Genomic DNA, 5687 nt, shown 5'->3' on the forward strand with positions numbered 1-5687 from the left:
GTGCGCAATCCTGCGCACACGGCAAGACCGGGGTTGGGCGTCCTGCCCAACCCGCCCGAGGCATGCCTCGGGCCCATGCGGCTCACGCCCCCGCAACCGGACCCACCCCGCCTTCGACAATTTCCCGCGATCTGCGGTAGATCCACGCCATGCGTGGATGCTGTTTGATGAACTGTCGGAATGTTCGATTCCGATGGTGATCCATCCACGCATGGCGTGGATCTACCAGGATTGATGCCGACCGTCGGCACATGGGGTCAGATCCGTTCTCCACAGGAAAACGGATCTGACCCCGGAAACAAAAAAATCCCCGGTCGACCCGCATCGACCGGGGATCTGGATCGCCACATTGCCACGCCTTGGAGAGGCAGTTCCACCCTAGCGCATCGCGTGGCCGGCGGTGATCGCCTGTGGCGATGACGACCAAGCGCGTGGCTATCAGGCGGCGGCCAGGGCCTGCTCCAGGTCGGCGCGCAGGTCGCCGATGTGTTCGATGCCGATCGACAGCCGCACGGTGTCCTCGCTGACGCCGGCCTTGGCCAGCTCCGCGGCATCCAGCTGGCGATGGGTGGTCGAGGCCGGATGGGTGGCCAGTGACTTCGCATCACCCAGGTTGACCAGGCGGGTGAACAGCTTCAGGGCATCGAGGAAGCGCGCGCCGGCTTCACGGCCGCCGGGCAGGCCGAAGGTCAGTACGCCCGAGCCGTGCCCACCCAGATAGCGCTGCGCGGCGGCATGCTCGGGATCGTCGGCCAATCCCGCGTAACGCACCCAGGCGACCTTGTCGTGCGCCTTCAGGAACTGCGCGACGGCCAGTGCATTGGCGTTGATGCGCTCCATGCGCAGGGCCAGGGTCTCGATGCCCTGCAGGATCAGGAACGCATTGAACGGCGACAACGCGGCACCGGTATTGCGCAGCGGGACCACCCGCGCGCGGCCGATGTAGGCCGCCGGCCCCAGTGCTTCGGTATAGACCACGCCGTGGTAACTGGGGTCGGGTTGGTTGAGGCGGGCGAAACGCTTCGGCTGCGCCGCCCAGTCGAAGCGGCCGGAGTCGATGATGGCACCGCCGAGGCTGTTGCCGTGGCCACCCAGGTACTTGGTCAGCGAGTGCACGACGATGTCGGCACCGTGCTCGAACGGGCGCAGCAGGAACGGCGTGGCCACGGTGTTGTCGACGATCAGCGGCACACCCGCAGCATGCGCGACCTCGGCAATGGCGGCGATGTCGGTGACGTTGCCGCGCGGGTTGCCGATCGATTCGACGAACACCGCCTTGGTGCGCTCGTCGATCAGCGCGGCGAACGCAGAAGGATCGGCCGGGTCGGCGAAGCGCGCCTGGATGGCATACTGCGGCAGCGTGTGTGCCAGCAGGTTGAGGCTGCCGCCATACAGCGCGCTGGAGGCGACGATGTTGTCACCGGCCTCGGCGATGGTCTGGAGGGCATAGGTGATCGCGGCCTGCCCCGAGGCCAGCGCCAGCGCACCGATGCCACCTTCCAGTGCGGCCAGGCGCTGCTCCAGCACGTCGGTGGTAGGGTTCATGATGCGGGTGTAGATATTGCCGGGCACCTTCAGGTCGAACAGATCGGCGCCGTGCTGGGTGTCATCGAAGGCATACGCCACGGTCTGGTAGATCGGCACCGCCACCGCGCGGGTGGTCGGGTCGGGACGGTAGCCGCCGTGCACGGCCAGGGTTTCCAGTTGCCACTGCGGTTCGCTCATTGCACCAGGCTCCATCCGGGGAAACCGCCACCATAGGCCAGCCCGCGCCCGCCGCTGAAAGCCACTGGCAATGACGCCCGTACCGGCGGTTATCAGGTTGGCCGCGATTCAGGCAGCCGTCATGGGGCGTTGCTAGGCTGCGCCGCCGGGCGCTCCTGCCCGGGCACGGAGGCCCCACCCATGCAGCCATCGCCCTGGCATCCCACCACCAGCAGTTCGCCTACGTCGGTCATGCTGGTAGAGGACGACCGTCGCCTGGCCGAACTGGTGAGCGACTACCTCCACCAGCATGGCTTCGCAGTGCAGCACATCGCACGCGGCGACCTAGCCGGCGCCGCCTGCCGCCAGCACGCGCCGGAGCTGGTGGTGCTGGACCTGATGCTGCCCGGCCTGGGCGGCATCGACGTGTGCCGGCAGATCCGCAGCTTCTCCGATGTGCCGATCCTGATGCTGACCGCCTGCGAGGACGACATCGAACAGGTGCTGGGCCTGGAATCGGGCGCCGACGACTATGTGCACAAGCCCATCGAACCACGCCTGCTTCTGGCCCGCCTGCGCGCCCTGCTGCGCCGCCGCCACGGCAACAGCAACACCGGCACGCCCAGCCGGCTGATGCACGGTGAACTGCTGATCGACCGCATGCAGCGTGAGGTACACCTGCACGGTGCCACGGTGGACGTGGGCACCACCGAATTCGAGATCCTGTGGCTGCTGGCCAGCCAGCCGGGGCAGATCCTGTCCCGTGACCAGATCCTGCAGGCGGTGCGCGGTATCGGTTTCGACGGCCTGGACCGCAGCGTTGACGTCTGCATCGGCAAGCTGCGTCGCAAGCTCGGCGACGATGCGCGCGAGCCGCGGCGGATCAAGACCGTGTGGGGCCGCGGCTACCAGTTCAATCCGTCGGCCTGGACGGCATGAAGCGGCTGTTCCTGTGGCTGTGGTTCATCACCGGCGCCTGTTTCCTGGCCTCGGTGTTCTTTCTCAACCGGGTGCTCGACAGCATCTATACGCCCGTGCAGGATCGCGTTTTCGTCCAGCAGGTGCGCGGGCAGGTGTACGCCCTGCGCAGCGGCCTGGCCGGCCTGGACGGTAGCCAGCAGCGTGAGCGCCTGCAGCAGTGGCAACCGCACTATGGCATCGCATTGACCCTGCTCGACACGCCTCCCGCGCTGGCCCCGCAGGAACAGGCAGCCTTGCAGGCCGATGGCTTCATCGTGCGCGATCAGTACCAGCAGGTCCTGCTGCCGATCGAAGGCATCGATGGTCGCTGGTTGCACCTGCGCGTGCCTGGCGCGGTGCAGATGACCACGTACATGACCATCGCGGCCTACCTCAGCATCCTGCTGCTGGTCGGCGCCAGCCTGTACGCCTGGGTACGCCTGCTCTGGCGCGATCTGGATGCCCTGCGCGTGCATGCCGACCGCATCGGCGCCGGCGATCTGCAGGCACGCGCGCAGGTCTCGCCACGCTCGCAGATCCGGGTCATCGTCGACCATTCCAACCGCATGGCCGCGCGCGTGGCCGAACTGGTACAGCGCCAGCGCGACCTGACCCATGCGATCTCCCACGAACTGCGTACGCCGATCGCGCGCGTGGCCTTCGGCCTGGACCTGATGCAGGACAGCGATGACCGCGAGCGCCGCGAACGACTGGCGCAGGGCCTGCATGGCGACCTGGCCGAGCTCAACCGGCTGGTCAGCGAACTGCTGGCCTACGAACGGCTGGAGCATCCCAGCGAGGGCGAACCGATGCAGCGGATCGAAGCCAACGACTGGCTGCAGGCCTGCCTGGCCGATGCCCGCCGCGATGCCGAACGTGCCGGCCTGGTGCTGCGCGTGCAGCCCAGCGCCCTGCCTCGGCTGGAAGCGGAACCGCGCCTGCTGCAGCTGGCGCTGAGCAATCTGGTCGGCAATGCCCTGCGCCACGCGCGCTCGCAGGTGGACGTGTCGCTGGTGAGTGTGGGCGGGCGCGCCTGCCTGCGCGTGGACGACGACGGCCCCGGCATCGCCGAGGCTGACCGCGAAAAGGTGGTCCGCCCGTTCACCCGCCTGGATGACAGCCGCAGCCGCGACACCGGCGGCTTCGGCCTGGGCCTGGCGATCGTCGGCCGCATTGCCGCACGCCACCACGGCGAACTGCGCATCGGTCGCGCCGCCCTCGGCGGCGCACGCCTGGAAATGCACTGGCCGCTGGCTGCCAGCTGAACGCCCACGGGCGCAATTACAGTTGATTACAACTCCCGCACAACTGCGGACGGATCGGTCGCCGGCGTATCGCCACGCTAGCGACCCTGCAGCACTCGCCGGATGCGCGCGCTGCTTTCCTCCCATTGTCGAGAGTTTCCATGTCCCAGCTTCGCCGTTCCCCCGCCCTGCTCCACCTGGCCCTGTTGCCGCTGTTCGCCGCCCCGATCGCCCACGCCAAGGATGACCACTGGACCTTCGAGCTCGCCGCCGGCGGTGGCGTGGCGCCGCGCTACAGCGGCAGCGAGGAGTACCGTGCGACGCCTTCGCTGTCCTTCGATGTCACCTCGCCGGGGGGCTGGTTTCTGGGCACCAGTGGCATCGGCTGGGGCACGACCCTCGGCGAGCACACCCGCGTGCGCGCCTATGTCGGTGCCAGTGGTATCCGCAGGGACAAGGATTCGCTGCTCGGCGGTTCGGACTTCCTGCGCGGCATGGGCGATATCGATACCCGTCCCCTGGTCGGTGTCTCGGCTGGATATACGCTGGGCGAGGCCGTGCTGAGCGGCTCCTGGCAGTTCACCCGCAAGGACGAGGACAAGGCTGAGAACGGACTGGCTACCCAGCAGATCCACCTGAACCTGAGCATGCCGCTGTTCGACCTGGCCGGTGGCGTGGTCAGCGGCAGCGTCTCCACCGACTACGGCAACCGTGGCTACATGCAGACCTGGTACGGCGTCAGTCCGGAACAGGCCGCGCGCACCGGCTTTGCCGAGCACAAACCGAAGGCGGGCCTGGTCAGCGCCGGTGTCGGCCTGAAGTGGAGCCACCGCGTGGGCCGTAATGGCAACTGGTACATCTCGGCCGAAGGCACGCGCCTGCTCGGCGATGCCGCCGACAGCCCGATCGTGCAGAAGGCCAACCAGTTCGGCGTGATGAGCGGCTATACGCACCGCTTCTGATGCATGAAGGGCGCCGCGGGGCGCCCTCTTTCGCTGCGATCAGTGGCAGGCTTGTGCGGCGCCGCTGCCGCACAAGCCGACCTCGCGCAGCCAGCCGATCCACTGCACGACGTCGTCCTTCTCCGGCTCGGCGCGGAACGACTTCTGCACGGTGTGGAAGCCCTGCCTGCCCTGCATGCCCTTGATCCAGGTGAACTCCGGTTTGCCGGTGCCGGGGTTCAGCGGGCAAGTGAGCATCAGCAGCGCGAATGGCCGTCCGCCCTCCTCGCCTTCGCGGATCCAGTGGCTCTGCGCTGCCGGACAGGCCATGCGCCACCCCGCCTCGATGATGCCGAGGAACTCGCGCGGACTTACATGGCCACTGTTCGGCGCATCATTGACGGTGACCATGTCGGTCCAGTCCTGCACGGTCTGGCCCTGCGGCACGTACTCGGTGATGCGGTTGCCTTGTGCGTCGGTGCTCTGGTGGGCCTGCTGGTAACCCTTCATCGGTGGCAGCTGGACCTGCTCGACGGCTGCAGCGCGTCCAGCAACAGCAGCGAGCGCCAGCGCCATGCAGAGTGAAACCCTGCGGGTAACGTCCATGCGGTTCTCCTCGTCCTTGCGAAAGTGAAACGGGATCATTGTGCCTTGCTGAGGCTTTGGTGGCGCGCCAGCCATGGCAGGCGCGCCACCGGTTCAGGCCTTGGCGAAGACCAAATGCCCACCCTCATTGCCGACTTCGATGGTGTCACCGTTGACGAACGCGCCGGACAGGATCTGCTGCGCCAGCGGATTCTCCAGCTGCGACTGGATCGCCCGCTTCAGCGGCCGCGCG

General features: G+C 67.6%; 6 protein-coding genes. 3 read left to right on the forward strand and 3 right to left on the reverse strand.

The genetic code is table 11. The features are described from left to right. Positions 1 to 438: 438 nt before the first annotated feature. On the reverse strand, positions 439 to 1725 hold the full coding sequence (locus ACM0PY_RS21000) for an O-acetylhomoserine aminocarboxypropyltransferase/cysteine synthase family protein (protein ID WP_053500794.1): 1287 nt from the start codon (positions 1723 to 1725) through the stop codon (positions 439 to 441). Between the two features lie 180 nt (positions 1726 to 1905). Between ACM0PY_RS21000 and ACM0PY_RS21005 the strand changes: the two genes are divergently transcribed. The 3 genes from ACM0PY_RS21005 to ACM0PY_RS21015 all read left to right on the forward strand — a co-directional run bounded on the left by ACM0PY_RS21005 (position 1906) and on the right by ACM0PY_RS21015 (position 4870). Beyond that, complete coding sequence (locus ACM0PY_RS21005) at positions 1906 to 2643, forward strand: winged helix-turn-helix domain-containing protein (RefSeq protein WP_134972392.1); 738 nt, start codon at positions 1906 to 1908, stop codon at positions 2641 to 2643. Next, the gene (locus ACM0PY_RS21010; protein WP_180884012.1) at positions 2640 to 3929 is read left to right on the forward strand and encodes an ATP-binding protein; all 1290 of its coding nucleotides are present in this window, start codon (positions 2640 to 2642) and stop codon (positions 3927 to 3929) included. Before ACM0PY_RS21005 ends, ACM0PY_RS21010 begins: the two co-directional genes overlap by 4 nt. Before the next feature lie 140 nt (positions 3930 to 4069). Next, positions 4070 to 4870: a MipA/OmpV family protein gene (locus ACM0PY_RS21015; RefSeq protein WP_069139331.1), complete on the forward strand. Its 801-nt coding sequence runs from the start codon at positions 4070 to 4072 to the stop codon at positions 4868 to 4870. A gap of 39 nt (positions 4871 to 4909) precedes the next feature. On the opposite strand, the gene ACM0PY_RS21020 is transcribed toward ACM0PY_RS21015, so the two are convergent. Together ACM0PY_RS21020 and ACM0PY_RS21025 are read right to left on the reverse strand one after the other, a co-directional pair. Continuing rightward, a complete protein-coding gene (locus ACM0PY_RS21020; protein WP_235646724.1) occupies positions 4910 to 5455 on the reverse strand; it encodes a hypothetical protein in 546 nt (181 codons plus the stop codon). Positions 5456 to 5548: 93 nt separating this feature from the next. After that, positions 5549 to 5687 (reverse strand): ClpB D2-like domain containing protein (locus ACM0PY_RS21025; RefSeq protein ID WP_235643254.1); only part of this gene is annotated, 139 nt, incomplete at its 5' end.

The sequence above is a fragment of the Stenotrophomonas sp. BR163 genome, from assembly GCF_047520985.2.
Lineage (GTDB): Bacteria > Pseudomonadota > Gammaproteobacteria > Xanthomonadales > Xanthomonadaceae > Stenotrophomonas > Stenotrophomonas sepilia.

Bases quoted from the DNA above. Each gene is read 5' to 3' on its own strand.
- ACM0PY_RS21000 (WP_053500794.1), bottom strand. From the start codon at position 1,725: ATGAGCGAACCGCAGTGGCAACTGGAAACCCTGGCCGTGCACGGCGGC.
- ACM0PY_RS21005 (WP_134972392.1), top strand. From the start codon at position 1,906: ATGCAGCCATCGCCCTGGCATCCCACCACCAGCAGTTCGCCTACGTCG.
- ACM0PY_RS21010 (WP_180884012.1), top strand. From the start codon at position 2,640: ATGAAGCGGCTGTTCCTGTGGCTGTGGTTCATCACCGGCGCCTGTTTC.
- ACM0PY_RS21015 (WP_069139331.1), top strand. From the start codon at position 4,070: ATGTCCCAGCTTCGCCGTTCCCCCGCCCTGCTCCACCTGGCCCTGTTG.
- ACM0PY_RS21020 (WP_235646724.1), bottom strand. From the start codon at position 5,455: ATGGACGTTACCCGCAGGGTTTCACTCTGCATGGCGCTGGCGCTCGCT.